Consider the following 16,004-nt stretch of genomic DNA (forward strand, 5'->3'; position numbering starts at 1 on the left):
ATTATGGTCCGCGCGCAACGCTTCTACCAGCGCGGAGAGTTTCCGACGCCCTTTGGTAACCCCAGTGACATGACGAGCCGTTGGAACATGTGCGTGAATGGAGCCGTACACACGGACGTACGACGAACTGCGGGACGGATGGCGCGGATGGCTGATCGGACGGGATCGCCCGCCGGGAAAACGGCGGCGGGGACTTCGACGGACGACACTTCGGCGGCGGCCGGGAACCTGAAGGTGAGGCCCCCGGCGGGGGCCTCCCGACCGGGGGCCGGGGGCGACGCCACGGACGGCGGGGCACCCACCGGCCCCGGCGGGGCGGAGGACCCCCGCGCGCAGTGGCTCGGGGCCTCGGGTTCCGGAGCCGCCGGCGCAGCGGGGGACGAGACTCCCGACGAGGGCGCGGCCTTCGACGCGCTCACCGGGGCCGGTAAGGCTCCGGGCGGGGCGACTTCGGGCGCGGCCGCTTCGGGTGAAGCGGCTTCGGGCGGGGCGGGGCCGGGCGCCGCGCCCCCGGAGGAGGCCGACGACACCGACGCCGTGGCGTCCGGTGTCCTGGGTCGGCCGACGGCGGGCGCAGGCGCCGCTACCGGCGGTGCGCGGGGCACGACGGACGCCGGGACACCCGGAACCGCCGCGTCCGGCGCGAAGCCGGGCACCGAGGGCGGCACGGGCGAGCGGGACGTCACCACGGGGCCGGGCGCGGACGGATCCGCGGCCGCCGACGGTGCCACCGTCACCCTGGGCTCCACGGGCGGACGCCGTGGGGCGGGCGTGTTCGGCGGCCGGAAGCGCAAGCGGGCCGCCGCCACGGCTGCCGGCGGGTCCGGGGGCACCGCCTCCGGTGCCCACACCGTCGACGCCGGGGGCGGAGCCGCGGCGGCCGTCGCGGCGAGCGCCGCCGCCGAACCGGCCGCGGCCGCCGCCGCGTCCGAGGCGTCAGGAGCGCCGCGAGCGCAGGGGGCACCGGGAGGCGCCGCCTCCGGTGCCGTCGCCGCGGACCGCGCGTCCGCCGATGCCCCGGGTACCAGCGGCAACGCCGGCACCGGCGGCGGTGCCGACGCACAGGCCGCCCCGGCCCCGGCCGAGCTCCAGATGGTGGCCGCGAGCGCCCCCGACGACCCCGGCTCCGGCACCGCGGCCGCGGTGCCCACCGGCCGCCCCGGCAGGCCCCTGCTGGCCGGTGCGGCCGTGCTCGGCGCCGTCCTGGTCGCCGTGCCCGTGCTGCTGGTCAACCGGGACCGCTCCACGGACACCCACAACGGCGTCGTGGCCGACCAGGCGGGCACCGTGCTCGGCGAGGACGGCTCCGAGGGCCCGGGCGCCCCGTACGCCTCCTCCACCGCCTCGCCCAGCCACTCCCGATCCCACTCCGCCTCGCCGAAGAGCGACAAGCACGTGGGGGGCCCCGTGAACGCGGGGGCACCGGTCACCGTGCCCACGGGTCCGGTCACCTCGCCGACCAGGACGACGTCCTCGAAGACCACGAAGGTCGAGACCAAGAAGAAGAGCACGCCGAAGAAGGCCTCCAAGCCGAGCCTCCCGGCCTACATCACCGTCTCGGCCACCCGGGTGCTCAGGGCGGGCCAGACCCTCGACGCCAAGCGGGCCCGGCTGCACATGCAGACGGACGGCAACCTCGTGGTGTACGACGAGAACGGCAAGGCGCGCTGGGCCACAATGACGTTCGGCTCGAACTACCAGGCGGTGTTCCAGGCGGACGGCAACCTCGTCGTGTACACCTCGGCCAACCGGCCCGTCTGGGCCAGCAACACCTATGGCCACAACGGGTCCGTCCTCAAGATCCAGGAGGACGGCAACGTGGTGATCTACGACAACGGCAACGCGATCTGGGCCAGCAACACCCAGCACTGACCGCCCGGACCGACCACCGCGGCCACCGACGCACCGACCGATCACCCCCGCCGACCGCACCCACCGAGCAGCCCCCCACCGAACACCCCCCACCGATCCCCCCACACCGACAGCACCGCATCCGCCGGGAAGGCACCGGGAACTCACCCGGTGCCCGCCGCGACTACTGGACCGAGGGTGGCGAGCAGCAGCCCGCGCACCGAAGCGATCCAGGAGAACAGCGATGCGTATCCGCACGGGGTGGGGCCCGACGGCAGTGGTGGTGGGCGGCCTGCTCGTGACGGGCTGCGGAGGCGGGGGCGGCGGCGCTGCGGACGACGGCTCCGCCGCCGGACGGCCCGGCACCGGCCGTTACCCGGTCACCGTCACCGACTGCCGGGGAGCGAGAACCACGTTCTCCCGGCCGCCGGAGCGGATCGTCACGAGCAACGCCTCCAGCCTGGAACTGCTGCTCCGCCTCGGCGCCGGCGACAGGGTGATCGGGACCGGCTTCCCGCCCGGACCCGGCACCCTGCCCGGCGCGCTCGACGCGCAGGGCCGCGAGGTCGCGGTGCTCAGCAGATCGGTGATCCCGAAGGAGAAACTCCTCGCCTCCGGCGCCGACCTCTACATCGACACCTTCGCCGGCATGAGGATGAACGGCGTGGGCGACGCCCCGTCCGAGGAGGAGTTCCGGGCCGCCGGCATCAAGCACATCTACCTCAAGTCCACCGCCTGCGCGGCACGGCGCGAGGGCGCGGTGACCGACCTGTCCGCCGTGGAGGCCGACATCACCGCGCTCGGCGAGGTCACCGGCACCCGCGCGAAGGCCGCGCGACTCGTCGACGGCATGAAGGACAGGGTCCGGGCGGTGAGGAAGGCGATCGGGAACGTCCCGGAGGCCGAGCGGCCCACGTACTTCTTCTTCGACTACGACGCCGGCACCAAGCAGCCGACCGCCCTGTGCAACCGCCAGGTCGCCCACGCGGTCATCACCCTCGCCGGGGCCCGCAACATCTTCGCCGACTGCGACACGACGTACAAACAGGTCGGCTGGGAGGACGTCCTCTCCCGCGACCCCGACTGGATCCAGCTCGGCGTGCGCAACCGGGGCGGCAGGGCCGCCACCGAGAAGGCGTTCGGCGAGGCGCGGCGGTGGCTGGAGACCAACCCCGCCACCAAGGGGCTGAAGGCCGTCAAGCAGGGCCACTTCCTGCGCATCCGGTCCGAGCGCACCACCATCGCGGGGGTGGAGAACGCCGACACGGTCGAACGCATCGCCCACACCCTGTACCCGTCCAAGGTCGGCTGACGGTGGCCGACGTCCTCCCGCGCGGGACGAACACCCCAGTCGGCCGCCCGCCCCGACCGTCCCGCGGCGCTCGCGGCCCCGTCCCCACCGCGCCCCTGCTCTGCCTCCTCGGCATCGCCCTGCTCGCCGCCCTCACCGTGGCGGTCTCCCTCGGCTCCACCTCGATCCCGCCGCAGGAGGTGTGGGGCGTGGTGTGGCGCCGGACGACCGGCGAAGCGCCCCGGCCCGGCACCGACGACCTCATCGTGTGGCAACTGCGGCTGCCGCGCGCGCTGTTGGCCGCGCTGGTGGGCGCGGGCCTCGGCCTGGTCGGCACGGCGGCGCAGGCCCTGGTGCGCAACCCGCTGGCCGACCCGTACTTCCTCGGCGTCTCCCAGGGGGCCTCGCTCGGCGCGGTCGCCGCGCTCGTGCTCGGCCTCGGCGCCGGTGGCGGCCTGGGCCTCGGGCTGTCCGGTGCCGCCTTCGCGGGCGCGCTCGCCACCTTCGTCCTCGTGTGGGCCGTCGCCAGGCGCGGCGGCGGCTTCGCCCCGCTGCGCCTGGTGCTCGCCGGGGTGGCCATCGGCCAGTTCCTCTCCGGGTTCACCAGCTACCTCGTCCTGCGGTCGGGGGACGAACAGCAGACCCACAGCGTGCTGTTCTGGCTCATGGGCAGCCTCGGCGGTGCCACCTGGCCCCTGCTGGCCGCCCCCGCCGCCGCGGTACCGGCGGTCTGGCTGCTCCTCCAGGCCCGCGCCAGACGCCTCAACGCGCTGCTGATGGGCGACGAGAGCGCGGCCGGCCTCGGTATCGACGTGGCCCGGCTGCGCCGCGAACTGTTCGCGGCGGCCAGCCTGCTCACCGGCGTCCTCGTCGCGGTCTCGGGGGCCATCGGCTTCGTCGCGCTGATGGTCCCGCACGTCTGCCGTCTCGTCGTCGGCGGCGACCACCGCCGACTGCTCCCGGTCTCGGCACTGTTCGGCGCGCTGCTGCTGGTCGTCGTCGACCTGGTGTGCCGCACCGCCATGGACACCCAGGAGCTGCCGGTCGGCGTCGTCACCTCGCTGCTCGGCGCCCCCACCCTGCTGTACCTGCTCGACCGCCGACGGGGGAGCGCCCGGTGAGACTCGACATCGAGGACCTGCACGTCGCCTACGCGGGCCGTACGGTCGTCGCGGGCGCCCGTCTCCTCGCGGCACCGGGCGAGATCACCGGCCTGGTGGGACCCAACGGCAGCGGCAAGTCGACCGTCCTGCGCACCGTCTACCGCCATCTCAGGCCCGTCGCGGGCCGCGTCCTGCTCGACGGCACCGATCTGCGGGAGCTGAGCCCCGCGCGATCGGCCCGGCACATCGCCGCCCTGCCGCAGGAGCGCGGCGGCGACTTCGAGCTGACGGTACGCGAGGTCGTCGTCATGGGGCGCATCCCCTACAAGCGGGCGTTCGCCGGTGACGACGCCGCCGACCACGGCATCGTCGACGGTGCCCTCGCCGACGTCGGCATGACCGGCCACGCGGACCGCCGGTTCGCCGAACTCTCCGGCGGGGAGCGCCAACGGGTGCTTCTGGCACGGGCTTTCGCCCAGCGGCCGGACCTCCTGGTGCTGGACGAGCCGACCAATCACCTCGACGTCCGTCACCAGGTCGAACTCCTCGCCCTGCTGCGCGACCGACGCCGTACCACGCTGGTCTCCCTGCACGACCTCAACGCGGCGGCCTCCGTCTGCGACCGGCTGCACGTCCTGCACGAGGGCCGCGTGGTCGCCTCCGGGCCACCGCGCGAGGTGCTGCGGCCCGCACTGCTGGCGGAGGTGTTCGGCGTACGGGCCGCTGTCGTCGCGCACCCGCTGACCGGCGATCCCCTGATCGCCTTCGACCACCGCCGTCCGGCGGACGACCCGAACGGCGACGGGACGGACGGCGACGGCAACGCCCGGGGCGGCGAGGAGAAAGGCGCCGAGGGAAAGGCGGCGGGTGGCCGTACCCACCCGGCCGCGACCGGTTCCGCGGGCCGGTGACACAGGCCCGGGCTCCGGGTGTCAGGATGAGGCGAGATGTCTGCCGGCGGGGTACTGCGCGCACTGCGGGCCGCGATGTTCGCGGCCGTGTGCGTCGTGCTCGCCGCCGCCGGTCACGTCCTGATGTCCGGGGCGCCGGTGCCCTGGTGGGCCCTGGCCGCCGCCGTCGCCGCGGTCGGAGCCGTCGGCTGGGCGTTCGGGGCCAGGGAACGCCGGCGCACCACGGTGGCCGGGCTCACCGTCGCCGTACAGACGGCTCTGCACCTGGGCTTCACTCGCGCGCAGTCCGTACCGGGGCCGGGGGCGACCGCGCCCCCGGGCACGGCCGGGCTCCGGCAGTGGGCCGGCCACGTACTGTGCGGCGCCGACCCCGGGTCCGCCGCGGCGACCCGGGCCTACGACGTCGCCGTACAGGCGGGGCTCCTCCAGCGGGTACGGGACGGGCACGGCACCGGCGCCCTGCCGGCGTCGGCCATGGACGCCCTGTCGTCGACGGGCCCCCTGCCGACGGGCTCCACGGGCACGAGCTCCATGGCGCACGACATGGCCGCCATGTCCGGGACGGCAGGCATGCAGGGGATGTCGAGTATGCCGGGCATGGCGGAGACGCACTCCGCCGGTTGGCACGTCATGGCGCACGCGACCGGTACCGCATCCTGGGGCATGCTCGCCGCCCACCTGGTGGCCGCCGCGCTGTGCGGACTGTGGCTGGCGCAGGGCGAGCAGGCGGCCTTCGCGCTGGCCCGGGCCTGCGCCGACCGTGCCTTCGTCCCGCTGCGGCTCGTCCTCGCCGTACTCGTACCGCCCGAGGCGCCGGCCCCGCCGCGGCGCCTTCGGGAGCGTACGCACCGCCCGCGTCCGCGGCTGCTCGTCCACGCCTTCACCACTCGGGGTCCACCCGGGGCGACCGCTGTCCTGTGACAGCCGGATCCCCGACGCCGTGACACGCACGGCGCGGGCCGCCGTTCACGCGTCCGCGTGAACGGACCTCCCCACCCGTGCGGCCGGCCGACCACGGCCTCCGCGGCCCTTCGGCGCGCCCGCACGGGATCCGAGTGAAGGACCTAGGGACCCATGACCCCTGCCCTGCCCGCGGTGACCGACGAGACGGTCACCGCCTGGGCGCTCGCCGCCGCCGGCGGCGACAACGAAGCGGTCGACCGCTTCGTGCGCGCCCTCCAGCACGACGTACGCCGCTACGTGGCCCACCTCGCCCACGACCCCCAGGCGGCCGACGACCTCACCCAGGACACGTTCCTGCGGGCCCTGACCGCGCTGCACCGCTTCGAGGGCCGCTCCTCGGCCCGGGTCTGGCTGCTGTCCATCGCCCGCCGGGCCGTCGCCGACAGCCTGCGCCGCGCCGCCGCCCGGCCCCGCAAGGCCGACACGGCCGACTGGCAGCTCGCCGTCGAACGCGCCCAGCCGCTCGGCCTGCCGGGCTTCGACGAGGGCGTCGCCCTCATGGATCTGGTGGACGCGCTGCCCGGCGACCGGCGCGAGGCGTTCGTCCTCACGCAACTGCTCGGCCTGCCGTACGGGGAGGCCGCCGAGGCGAGCGGCTGCCCGGTCGGCACCGTGCGCTCCCGGGTCTCCCGGGCGCGCGGCGCCCTGGCCGGCATGCTGGACGCCGAGTCCGGCACCCCGGCCCCGGCGCCGACCGCTCACGGGTCGCTCGCGATGACGTAGGTCACACCGGCCCCCGGGAACCCGGTGGCCCACCGCTCCGACTCCTGCACCGGTACGGCCCCACCCGGGGCCGTGCGAGGTGTTGGGAGTCGCGTCAGATGGCACAGACCCGCCGGCCCGCCCCCGCGGCGGGTCCTTCCCTCCGCCGGGCGCTGCCCCCGCCGGCCCTGTTCGGATTCCTTCTGCTGCTGGTCGTGGCGTTCGCCGCGGCCTACGCCGTCGGAACCGGCGCGGGGCCGGTCGCGCCCGGCATGCACGGCTCCCAGGTGAGCCGGGACGGCGACGGAGGAGCCGACGGCGGCACGGACATGGGGGACATGGGAGAGGGAGGCGGTCACTGATGTCCACGGGACAGGACACCGGACGGGGCGCGGCTGCGGTCACCGGACCGGCCGTCGGCGAGGTCGTCACCGATCTCCTCGTCGGCGGGATGACCTGCGGGGCGTGCGTGCAGCGCGTGGAGAAGAAGCTCGGCCGGCTGGAGGGGGTCACCGCCGCGGTGAACCTGGCCACCGGCCGGGCCCGGGTGCGGCATCCGTCCGGCGTCGGCCCCGAGGAACTGATCGCCACCGTCGAGCGCGCCGGGTACACGGCCGCGCTCCCGGCGCCGCCCACCCCGCGGACGCGCGCGGACGGCGACAGCGAGGAGGCGCGGGCACTGCGGCGGGAGCGCGACCGGCTGGTGGTCACCGTGCTGCTCGCCCTGCCGGTGCTCCTGCTGTCGATGATTCCCGCGTGGCAGTTCCGCGACTGGCAGTGGCTGTGCTTCGTCCTCGCCGCACCCGTCGTCGTCTGGGGCGCCCGGCCCTTCCACGTCCGGGCGGCCCGCGGACTGCGGCACGCGGCGGCGACCATGGACACGCTCGTCTCGCTCGGCGTCCTGGCCTCCTTCGCCTGGTCCTGCTACGCCCTCTTCCTGGGCGGCGCGGGCGACCCCGGCATGCGCATGCCGTTCAGCCTCGTGCCGTCCGCGACCGACGGCTCCGCGCCGGTGTACCTCGAAGTGGCCGTGGGCGTCCCGCTGTTCGTCCTGCTCGGCCGGTATCTGGAGGCACGGGCGCGGCGGGGGACCGGCGCCGCCCTGCGCGCGCTGGCCACGCTCGCCGTCAAGGAGGTGTCCGTGCGCGAGGGCGGACGGGAGCGGCTGGTCCCCGTCGAGGAGTTGCGCGTCGGACAGGTTTTCGTGGTGCGGCCCGGGGAACGGCCGGCCACCGACGGCGTCGTCGTGGAAGGCAACTCCGCGCTCGACCTCTCCCTGATCACCGGGGAGAGCAAACCGGTCGAGGTCGGCCCCGACGCCCCGGTGACCGGCGGCGCCGTGAACGTCGGCGGCCTGCTCCTCGTGCGGGCCACGGCCGTCGGCACCGACACCCGGCTCGCCCGCATCACCGCGCTGGTGACCGAGGCGCAGGCGGGCAAGGCACGGGCCCAGCGGCTCGCGGACAAGGTCGCCGGGATCTTCGTCCCGGTGGTGCTCGTGCTCGCCGTCACGGTGCTCGGGTTCTGGCTCGGCGCCGGGGCGGAGCCGCAGGCCGCGCTCACCTCGTGCGTGGCCGTGCTGGTCGTGGCGTGCCCGTGCGCGCTGGGACTCGCGACCCCGACCGCGCTGATGGCCGCCACCGGCCGGGGCGCCCAGCTCGGCGTCCTGGTCAGCGGGCCACGGGCGCTGGAGAGCCTGCGGCACCTGGACGCCGTGGTGCTCGACAAGACCGGCACGCTCACCTCCGGGCACATGAGCGTCGCCGCGGTCACCGAGGTGCCCGGCGGGCTCGGCGAGGAGACGGTGGTGCGGCTGGCGGCGGCGGTCGAACAGGGCTCCGAGCATCCGCTGGGCCGCGCCGTGGTGGCGTACGCGCGGCGTACCGCGCCCGGACGGGAACTGCCCGCCGTGCAGGGCTTCGAGGCCCTGCCCGGGCAGGGCGTGCGCGGACGGGTGGAGGGCAGGACGGTCGAGGTCCGCTCCCCGGACGGCACCCTGCCCGACGTCCTCGCCGAGGCGCTGACCGCCGGAACGGACGGCGCCCGCACGCCGGTCGTGGTGCGCGTCGACGGCCGTGCCGAGGCACTGCTCCGGATCGGCGACGTCCTGCGGCCGGGCAGCTACCGGGCCGTGGAGCGGCTGCGGCAGCTCGGGGTGCGGCCCGTCCTCGCCACCGGGGACCGCGAGGAACCGGCCCGCGCCGTCGCCGGGGAACTCCGCGTCGAGGAGGTCCACGCCCGCTGCTCGCCCGAGGACAAGGCCGCGCTCGTACGGGAGCTGCGGGAGCGCGGCCACCGGGTCGCGGTCGTCGGCGACGGGGTGAACGACGCGGCCGCCCTGGCCGGGGCCGACCTCGGCATCGCCATGGGCACCGGCACGGACGTGGCGATCGGGGCCGCCGACGTGACACTGGTGCGCGGTGACATCGAGGCCCTCGCGGACGCCGTACGGCTGGCCCGCGCCACGCTGGGCACCGTCCGCGCCAATCTGCTCTGGGCGTTCGGCTACAACCTGGTGACCGTGCCACCGGCCATGGTCGGCCTGCTCAACCCCATGTTCGCCGCGGCGGCGATGTCCGTCAGCTCGCTCCTCGTGGTCGGCAACAGCCTGCGCCTGCGGGCGTGGCAGCCGTCACCGGCAGGCCGCCGGCGCACGGCGCCCGCGTCCCGCACCCGGGCGGCGATGTGACCCCCGCAGCGGCTCCAGCCGCCGCCGCACACCCGGCTCCCGGCTCCCGTACCGAGAGAGGGGCGCCGACGGCCCCGCACCCCTGGCGGCCCACCCGACGACGTCTGAAGGACACCGTCCTGGCCGGCCTCGCCCCCGTGTGCGCCGCCGTCCTCGCCCTCGGCGGACTCGCCGCGTGGACCGCGTCGGGCAGGGCCGGCAGCCCCGCCCGGATCGCCGTCGCCGACGCCCGACTGTATCTCCCCGCCCCGGACGCCGAGGAGACCGCCGCCTTCTTCCGGATCACCAACTCGGGCGGCGCACCGGACACGTTGGTCGCGGTGACGTCGTCCACCGTCGGCCGGGGGATCACCCTGAGCCGCCACCGGATGACCGACGGGAACGCGGCCTACCGGCAGCTCGCCGGCTCCCTGCGGGTGCCCGCGGGCGGCACTGTCGACATGTCACCCCTCACCAGCGATGTCACCGTCCCCGTCACGTCCCGCTGGCGCAGCGGCGACCTCGTGCCCTTCGTGCTCCGCTTCGAGCACAGCGATCCCGTCGAGACACTCGCCGTGGTGGTCCGCCCGGGGACGCGCGACTGACACGCCGGCGGGGGCCGGGTCATCTGTTTCTGGCCCCCACCGTGCGTTCAGGACGCCAGGACGACGCCGAAGTGCCGCTCCAGGCACCCGCGGATCTCCTCGCGGGACAGTGCGCACCGCAACTGGCCGCGCTCCGCCTCCGTCGGCGCGGACGCGACGGCGTCGGCGAACTCGGCGGTGCCCGACCGCAGTTCGTCCGCGAGCCCGGCGACGAGCCGGTAGGCGTACGGCAGGGACGCGCGGACGGCCGCCACGACGTCCTCGTCGCGGGCCGCCCCGCCCTCGGTGTCGGCGAGCGGGTGGGGGAGGGCGTCGAGCGACACGGTGAGACGTCCCGTCCGGTGTGGGGGTAGGTGTTGAGGGTGCTCGATCAGGGCGGGGGCGGTCCCGCCGCCGTGCGCGGTGAGCGGGAGCGCGCCCGGCCCGCTCAGCCGGAGGAGGCCCGCAGCGCGGCCGGACCGTGCCGGAAGCCGGGGTCGACCTGGGCCGCCAGGTCCGTACCGGTGGCCCGGTCGCCCCACGCGGCGGCGTTGCGCAGATGGAACTCGACGCCCTGCCGCTGGAAGGTCTCCCAGTCCTTGGGGCGCGCGTCCACCGCGCGGCGCAGCTCGCCGAGGGCGCCCAGCAGCGCCGGCTCGGGCACGCCGTGCGCGCGGCCCTGCTCCCGGGCGCGGACGTGGGCGGACTGCGGGACGTACGCCAGCAGGTCGTCGCCGACGTGCTCCTTGAGGAACAGCAGGTCGTCCTCGCCGGTCACCTTGTTGCCGACGACCCCGATCGGGACGCCGAACTCGGCGGCGTGCTCGCGGTACTGACGGAGCACCGAGACGCTCTTGCGGGTCGGCTCGACGACCACGAACGTCAGGTCGAACCGGGTGAACAGCCCGGAGGCGAAGGCGTCGGCGCCGGCCGTCATGTCGACCACGACGTACTCGCCGGTGCCGTCCACCAGATGGTTGAGGTAGAGCTCCACCGCGCCCAGCTTGGAGTGGTAGCACGCCACCCCGAGGTCCTCCTCGCCGAAGGCGCCGGTGACCATCAGCGGCACCCCGGCCACCTCGCGGACGTGCCGCGCGTGGATCTCGTCGTCGCCCAGCAGGCGCAGCAGACGGGAGCCGCGGCCCGGGGGAGTGGTCTTCAGCATGACCTCGGGGGAGGCGATCCGGGGGTTGCTCCCGCGCAGGAAATCCTTGATCTCACCGGTACGGGCACTGAGCGGCGGGGCGCCGAAGGACTCCTCCTCGGGCAGGCCCAGGGCGTGTGCCAGGTGCTGGTTGATGTCACCGTCGAGAGCGAGGACCGGCGCGCCGGAGCGGGCCAGGTGACCGGCGAAGAGGGCGGACAGCGTGGTCTTGCCGCTGCCGCCTTTGCCGACGAACGCGACGCGCATCACGAGCCCCCTTCGCCGACGCTGTCGGGATTGAAAACGGCTTTCATGAGAACATCGTCGGGAGGCCGCTGACCGGCTGTCAAATCATGCTCCCCCGACCGGCGGACCGGGCGGACCGGCGGAGCGGACGGAGCTGGCGGACGGACCGCTGCCCACCGGCCCGGACGGCGGGCCGCCCGCCGGATTCAGCGCACACGACCCTCCGCCCGCTCACGGGCCGCGGCCACCGCGGCCTTCACACTGCCGCGGTGCGGCGGACCGTGCCCGGGCACGAGGACGTCCGCGTCGACCACCCCGCTCGTCTCTCCCGTCTCTCCCGTCTCTCCCGCTTCGAACACCGACAGCGAGTCCAGCGCGCGGGCCCGGTCGGTGTGGAACATGCCCGGCAGCAGCTGCGGCCCGCGCACCCGGGAGGTGGGGTGCGCGGTGACGAGCGCGTCCCCGCTGACGAGTACGCCACTGCCCGGCAGCAGATAGGCGCAGTGCCCGTGGGTGTGCCCGGGGGAGTGCACCGGCACCGGGGCGCCGGGCAGGTCCAGCGGGCCGCCCACCGCGAAAGCGCGGGGACCGGAAACCGGGATGTGCGCGGTCCCTCCCACCCGCAGCGCGCGCAGGGCCCACGGCGCCACCCCGCGCCGCCAGGCCTGGCCGAGCACCTGACCGATGGTCACCTGGTGCAGGAAGTCACGGCGCGCGTGCGGCACTTCCTCCTGGTGCATCAGCACCGGCGTGCCGTGCGTGACGGCCAGGTGCTCGGCGGAGCCGAGGTGGTCGTTGTGCGCGTGCGTGATCAGCACGGCTGCCACGGCCCCGGGCGCCACCCCGACCGCGGCCAGCGAGGCGTACAGCCGCTCGCGGTCCCCGGGATACCCGGTGTCGATCAGGACGGCGGTGTCCCCGTCCTTGACGATCACCCAGTTGGTGTCGCTGCCCGTGACCATGTGGACGTCGTCGCCGATCCGGACGATGTCCTCGTTCCGCAGGGCGGATGCCATGCCTGCTCCTCTCGCCGCCGTGAAGCCGGGCGCGCCGACACATTCGGCCGTACCGCCCGGAGGACCGTACTACCGGCGGGCCGCACGGACCCGGCCGCGGGGCGGCCGACCGGCGCGTATGACACGGTGGGGACCGGCTATGTCCAACCCGTGACAACACCCGCGGCGCACCACTGCGGGAACAGGAGGCACCCCATGTCGAAGCCGCCGCTTCCGGACGCCGCCGTGGCCATGCTGCGCAAGGCGAACCCGGCCGTCGTCACCACCCTGCGCGCCGACGGCCAGCCCGTGTCCACCGCGACCTGGTACCTGTGGGACGAGGGCCGGGTACTGGTCAACATGGACGAGAGCCGCAAGCGCCTCGCCCACCTGCGCAACGACCCCCGGGTCACCCTCACGGTGCTCGACGAGTCCGACTGGTACAGCCACGTCACCCTGATCGGGCGGGTGGCGGAACTGTGCGACGACGAGGACCTGACCGACATCGACCGGCTCTCCCAGCACTACCTGGGCCGGCCCTACGCCGACCGCGAGCACCCCCGCGTCAGCGCGTACATCGAGATCGACCGCTGGCACGGCTGGGGCGGCTACCGCGACAACACCGGGCCGGCAACCTGAGCCCCTCCCGCTCCTGGGCCCCTCACCACCCCTGAGCCCCTGCCGACCCCGACACCCTGGCGCCCTGACGGGGCGCCGGGGTTGGCCGGGGAGTGCCTTGCCGGGCTGAGGGCGGAACGCCACGATGGCGGGTGCCACCCGGTGCCCTATGCCCGAGGAGACGCCTGTGGACAGCCCTGTGAACAGCTACGAACGGCAGCCCGCGGCCACGAGCATGGTCGAGGACTTCCAGGACACCCCGTTGGACGAGGTGCCGGAGGCCGCCATCAGGGCGGCACTGGCCAGGACGCTCCCCGGCGAGGAGGAGCCCGTGGCCGCGTTCCAGTCCTCGCTGCTCTGACCGGACCGTGACCGCGGCGACGGGATCCTTCCGGCAGTTCGTGATCAAGGTGCACAGCCGCTGCGACCTGCGCTGCGACCATTGCTACGTCTATCGCGGCCCGGACCAGAGCTGGCGCGGGCGGCCGGTGACCATGTCGGAGGAGACCTTCCGGCTGGCCGCCGCCCGCATCGCCGAGCACGCGGCGGCGCACCATCTGCGCCGGGTCCATGTCGTCCTGCACGGGGGCGAGCCGCTGCTCGCGGGACGGGAGCGGCTGCGCGGCTTCGCCCGGACCCTGCGGTCCGCGCTGCGCGGCACAGCCGACCTCGACCTGCGGATGCAGACCAACGGACTGCTCCTGGACGACGCTTTCTGCGCGATGCTCGTCGAGGAATCCGTCATCACCAGCGTCTCGCTCGACGGTGACGAGGCCGCCCACGACCGGCACCGCGTCCGCGCCGACGGCTCCGGCAGCTACGGGGACGTGGTGCGTGCCGTGAGGTGCCTCAACGCCCCCGCCCACCGGCGGGTTTTCGGTGGACTGCTCTGTACGGTCGACGTCGCGAACGACCCGGTGGCCGTCTACCGGGCCCTGGCCGCACTCGACCCGCCCGCCATCGACTTCCTGCTGCCGCACGCCAATTGGGACCGCCCGCCGCCCCGCCCGCACGGGGCGACCGACTACGCGGACTGGCTGATCGCCGTCCACGACCGGTGGGCAGCCGACGGAAGACCCGTCTCCATCCGGATGTTCGAGTCGATCAGCCGGCTCACCGACGGCGGCACCAGCTTCACCGAGGCGCTGGGAACGGACGGCACCGACCTGCTGGTCCTCGAGACCGACGGCGCCGTCGAACAGGCGGACTGGCTCAAGACCGCCTACCCGGGCGCCCCGGAGACCGGGCTGCACCTGGCCACCCACCGACTGGAGGAAGCCGCGGTCCACCCGGGCATCAAGGCCCGCCGCACCGGGACCGACGGCCTGAGCGCCGCCTGCCGTTCCTGCCGCGTGGTGGCGGTCTGCGGCGGCGGCCTGTACGGGCACCGCTACCGTTCGGCCAACGGCTTCGACGCGCCCTCTGTGTACTGCGCCGACCTCCTCAAGCTCATCGACCACGTGCGAGCCGCCGAGAGAAGTCCCACCGGCACGGACCCCGCCACCGGTACGGACCCCGCCCCGGTCACGGCCCCCGCCACCGGCACTCCCGGGAACCGGCACAGTCTCGCCTGGTCCCGCTTCGACGCCCTGGCCGCCGGTCTGAGCACCGCCGACGACGTACGCGAACTGGCCGCCGCGCAGCGCAGCCGGCGCACCACCGCGCTCGCCGCCGCCGCGCGGACCGCCGCACGGCGTCCCGACGCCTCGGCGGCAGGCTGGAGGGCGGTCGCCGCACTGCCCGCCGAGGCCCGCCGACTGCTGCTCGCCGACCCCCATCTGCGGGGGTGGGCCCTCGCCCACGCCCGCCTGGAACGGCTCGCGGGCGGCCGCCCAGCCGAGGCCGCGCTCTCCGCCACCGCGCGCACCCGCGGCCGGCTCACCCTCCCCGTGCCGCCGCGCCGCGGTCCGGACGGCACCGGCATCCACTTCCCCGGCATCGGCCGGCTGCTCCTGCCCGAGGACGACCGCACGCCGGGCCCGGGCGGGACGGTGACCGTCGAGACGGCGGACGGCCGTATCGCCGTCGCCGGACGGGTACTCGGACGTGATCCGCTGCCGGACGGCATGCGCTGGCAGCCGTTGCGCCGTCTCACCGCGGACGGCCTCCGGGTGGTCCTGGACGACCTCGATCCAGGGCGCGACTGCTACGGCGGGAACCATCAGGCCCAGCCACGCCTGACCGCCGATCAGGTACGACTCTGGCAGCACCTGTTCGCCGACGCCTGGCGGCTGATCCGGGATGCCTATCCGGCCTATGCGCCCGGCATCTCCGCCGGCCTCACCACGCTGATCCCCCTGGTTCCCCGGACCGGTGAGGACATCAGCGTCACCTCACTGCCGACCTTCGGCGCGATCGGCCTGGCACTGCCCCGGACCGCCGACGATCTGGCCCTGCTGCTGATCCACGAGTTCCAGCACGCCAAACTGTGGGCGCTGTACGACATGTACGCCCCCTTCGACCCCGCCGACACCCGGCGCGTCCCCGTTCCCTGGCGTTCCGAGGCGCGCCCCCTGCCCGCCGCCCTGCAGGGCGCCTACGCACACCTCGCCGTCGCCGACGTGTGGCGGCTGCGGGCCCTGCGCGCACGGACCGGGACGGAGCGGGACGCCGCGGCGGCGGCGCACGCGCGGGAAGTCGCCGCCGCCTTGCGGCAGAACGTGCTGGGGCTACTGGACGACATACTGGGCTCCGGCCCCCTCAGTCCGTACGGGCTGCGCCTGGTCCGCCGCCTGCACGCCGCCGCGACCGCGTTCGCACCATGACGCCGTCGCCGGACGCGCCCCGGCGCACGTGCGCCCTCCGTGCGCCCCTCGGTACAAGCGGAACGCGTCAACCCCTGGCATGCGGCGGTGTGTTCGCGTTCCAATGGTGCACTCCAGAAGTGGTCGCACGGTTCGTACCGCGCGTGCGGCGAGGACCGGGGGA

The 16,004-nt window shown here is 75.1% G+C and carries 15 protein-coding genes; 12 read left to right on the forward strand and 3 right to left on the reverse strand.

The window, feature by feature from the left end; translation table 11 throughout:
- Positions 1-147: 147 nt before the first annotated feature.
- The 9 genes from QFZ64_RS31950 to QFZ64_RS31990 all read left to right on the forward strand — a co-directional run bounded on the left by QFZ64_RS31950 (position 148) and on the right by QFZ64_RS31990 (position 10,094).
- Entirely contained in the window at positions 148-1,872 is a 1,725-nt protein-coding gene (locus QFZ64_RS31950) for a hypothetical protein (RefSeq protein ID WP_307070951.1), read from the forward strand.
- Positions 1,873-2,095: 223 nt separating this feature from the next.
- Complete coding sequence (locus tag QFZ64_RS31955) at positions 2,096-3,163, forward strand: ABC transporter substrate-binding protein (RefSeq protein ID WP_307070952.1); 1,068 nt, start codon at positions 2,096-2,098, stop codon at positions 3,161-3,163.
- 95 nt (positions 3,164-3,258) lie between these two features.
- A complete protein-coding gene (locus QFZ64_RS31960) occupies positions 3,259-4,263 on the forward strand; it encodes an iron ABC transporter permease (RefSeq protein ID WP_307071938.1) in 1,005 nt (334 codons plus the stop codon).
- On the forward strand, positions 4,260-5,156 hold the full coding sequence (locus QFZ64_RS31965) for an ABC transporter ATP-binding protein (RefSeq protein WP_307070953.1): 897 nt from the start codon (positions 4,260-4,262) through the stop codon (positions 5,154-5,156). The genes QFZ64_RS31960 and QFZ64_RS31965 overlap by 4 nt, the downstream gene beginning before the upstream one ends.
- Positions 5,157-5,192: 36 nt before the next feature.
- Positions 5,193-6,077: a hypothetical protein gene (locus QFZ64_RS31970; protein WP_307070954.1), complete on the forward strand. Its 885-nt coding sequence runs from the start codon at positions 5,193-5,195 to the stop codon at positions 6,075-6,077.
- Positions 6,078-6,230: 153 nt separating this feature from the next.
- Positions 6,231-6,842, forward strand: coding sequence for a sigma-70 family RNA polymerase sigma factor (locus QFZ64_RS31975; protein WP_307070955.1), 612 nt, complete (start codon positions 6,231-6,233; stop codon positions 6,840-6,842).
- 98 nt (positions 6,843-6,940) lie between these two features.
- Positions 6,941-7,183: a hypothetical protein gene (locus QFZ64_RS31980; protein ID WP_307070956.1), complete on the forward strand. Its 243-nt coding sequence runs from the start codon at positions 6,941-6,943 to the stop codon at positions 7,181-7,183.
- Between the two features lie 89 nt (positions 7,184-7,272).
- The gene (locus QFZ64_RS31985) at positions 7,273-9,510 is read left to right on the forward strand and encodes a cation-translocating P-type ATPase (RefSeq protein ID WP_307071939.1); all 2,238 of its coding nucleotides are present in this window, start codon (positions 7,273-7,275) and stop codon (positions 9,508-9,510) included.
- Between the two features lie 104 nt (positions 9,511-9,614).
- On the forward strand, positions 9,615-10,094 hold the full coding sequence (locus QFZ64_RS31990; RefSeq protein ID WP_307071940.1) for a copper chaperone PCu(A)C: 480 nt from the start codon (positions 9,615-9,617) through the stop codon (positions 10,092-10,094).
- Positions 10,095-10,141: 47 nt separating this feature from the next.
- On the opposite strand, the gene QFZ64_RS31995 is transcribed toward QFZ64_RS31990, so the two are convergent.
- The 3 genes from QFZ64_RS31995 to QFZ64_RS32005 form a co-directional block, all read right to left on the reverse strand.
- A complete protein-coding gene (locus QFZ64_RS31995; RefSeq protein ID WP_307070957.1) occupies positions 10,142-10,417 on the reverse strand; it encodes an SCO5389 family protein in 276 nt (91 codons plus the stop codon).
- A gap of 104 nt (positions 10,418-10,521) precedes the next feature.
- Positions 10,522-11,484 carry an ATP-binding protein gene (locus tag QFZ64_RS32000; RefSeq protein WP_307070958.1) on the reverse strand — a complete coding sequence of 321 codons (963 nt, stop codon included), beginning with the start codon at positions 11,482-11,484 and terminating at the stop codon, positions 10,522-10,524.
- A 185-nt stretch (positions 11,485-11,669) separates the two neighbouring features.
- Positions 11,670-12,479 carry an MBL fold metallo-hydrolase gene (locus QFZ64_RS32005; protein ID WP_307070959.1) on the reverse strand — a complete coding sequence of 270 codons (810 nt, stop codon included), beginning with the start codon at positions 12,477-12,479 and terminating at the stop codon, positions 11,670-11,672.
- A gap of 195 nt (positions 12,480-12,674) precedes the next feature.
- On the opposite strand from QFZ64_RS32005, the gene QFZ64_RS32010 reads away from it, so the two are divergent.
- The 3 genes from QFZ64_RS32010 (at position 12,675) to QFZ64_RS32020 (ending at position 15,841) form a co-directional block, all read left to right on the forward strand.
- Positions 12,675-13,097 carry a PPOX class F420-dependent oxidoreductase gene (locus tag QFZ64_RS32010; RefSeq protein WP_307070960.1) on the forward strand — a complete coding sequence of 141 codons (423 nt, stop codon included), beginning with the start codon at positions 12,675-12,677 and terminating at the stop codon, positions 13,095-13,097.
- Positions 13,098-13,263: 166 nt separating this feature from the next.
- On the forward strand, positions 13,264-13,437 hold the full coding sequence (gene fxsA, locus QFZ64_RS32015; protein WP_307070961.1) for an FxSxx-COOH cyclophane-containing RiPP peptide: 174 nt from the start codon (positions 13,264-13,266) through the stop codon (positions 13,435-13,437).
- A 7-nt stretch (positions 13,438-13,444) separates the two neighbouring features.
- On the forward strand, positions 13,445-15,841 hold the full coding sequence (locus tag QFZ64_RS32020; protein ID WP_307070962.1) for an FxsB family cyclophane-forming radical SAM/SPASM peptide maturase: 2,397 nt from the start codon (positions 13,445-13,447) through the stop codon (positions 15,839-15,841).
- The last annotated feature ends 163 nt before the right edge of the window (positions 15,842-16,004 follow it).

It is taken from the genome of Streptomyces sp. B3I8 (assembly GCF_030816915.1).
Classification (GTDB): domain Bacteria; phylum Actinomycetota; class Actinomycetes; order Streptomycetales; family Streptomycetaceae; genus Streptomyces.